This window comes from Streptococcus cristatus, from assembly GCF_003943815.1.
Classification (GTDB): Bacteria; Bacillota; Bacilli; order Lactobacillales; family Streptococcaceae; genus Streptococcus; species Streptococcus cristatus_F.
Genome location: NZ_RJNA01000043.1, coordinates 1 through 1267, shown reverse-complemented (window position 1 = coordinate 1267; position 1267 = coordinate 1). Strand labels below are relative to the sequence as shown.

Here is a 1267-nt window from a genome sequence, read left to right as displayed (position 1 = left end):
CACAGGTGCAACCGGAGCTAAGGGTGATAAAGGTGAAACTGGAGCCACTGGCGCAACAGGTGCAACTGGTGCTAAAGGAGAAGATGGTAAGCCATCATTAGCCCAAGTTGTCGATAATAACAACGGCACGCACACTGTTAAAGTTGGTCTTGATAAGAACGGCAATGGCCAATTGGATCCAGATGAAGTAACCTCATCAACCATCGTTAAAGATGGTAAGGATGGTAAATCTCCATTGGCTAAGGTTGTAGACAACAACAACGGTACCCATACTGTTCAAGTCGGACTTGATAAGAATGGTAATGGCGAGTTGGATCCAGACGAAGTGACATCTTCAACTATCATCAAAGATGGTAAGGATGGAAAAGCTGGCGCAACCGGTGCCACTGGTGCTACAGGTGCGGCCGGAGCTAAAGGCGATAAAGGTGAAACTGGAGCTACAGGAGCAAAAGGTGAAGATGGCAAGCCATCATTGGCTCAAGTCGTAGACAACAACGACGGTACTCATACTGTTAAAGTTGGACTTGATAAGAACGGCAACGGCCAGCTCGATCCAGATGAAGTAACCTCATCTACCATTGTTAAAGATGGTAAGGATGGCAAATCTCCACTAGCTAAGGTTGTCGATAATAACAATGGCACGCACACAGTTCAAGTTGGACTTGATAAGAACGGTAACGGTGAGCTTGATCCAGATGAAGTAACATCTTCAACTATCGTCAAAGATGGTAAGGATGGAAAAGCTGGGGCAACCGGAGCGACTGGTGCTACAGGCGCAACTGGCGCTAAAGGAGAAGATGGAAAACCATCATTAGCTCAAGTTGTGGACAATAATAACGGTACACACACAGTTAAAGTTGGACTTGATAAGAACGGCAACGGCCAGCTCGATCCAGATGAAGTAACCTCATCTACCATCGTTAAAGACGGTAAGGACGGTAAATCTCCACTAGCTAAGGTTGTCGATAATAACAATGGCACACACACAGTTCAAGTCGGTCTTGATAAGAACGGAAATGGTGAGCTTGATCCAGACGAAGTAACATCATCTACAATCATCAAAGATGGTAAGGATGGAAAAGCTGGCGCAACCGGTGCTACTGGTGCCACAGGTGCAACCGGAGCTAAGGGTGATAAAGGTGAAACTGGAGCCACTGGCGCAACAGGTGCAACTGGTGCTAAAGGAGAAGATGGTAAGCCATCATTAGCCCAAGTTGTCGATAATAACAACGGCACGCACACTGTTAAAGTTGGTCTTGATAAGAAC

Annotated in this window: 1 protein-coding gene; it reads left to right on the top strand. The window is 46.3% G+C overall.

The window, feature by feature from the left end; all coding sequences use genetic code 11:
- The coding region (locus tag D8872_RS10610; protein WP_446677441.1) for a collagen-flanked surface repeat-containing protein at window positions 1-1267 on the top strand (1267 nt) is incomplete at both ends.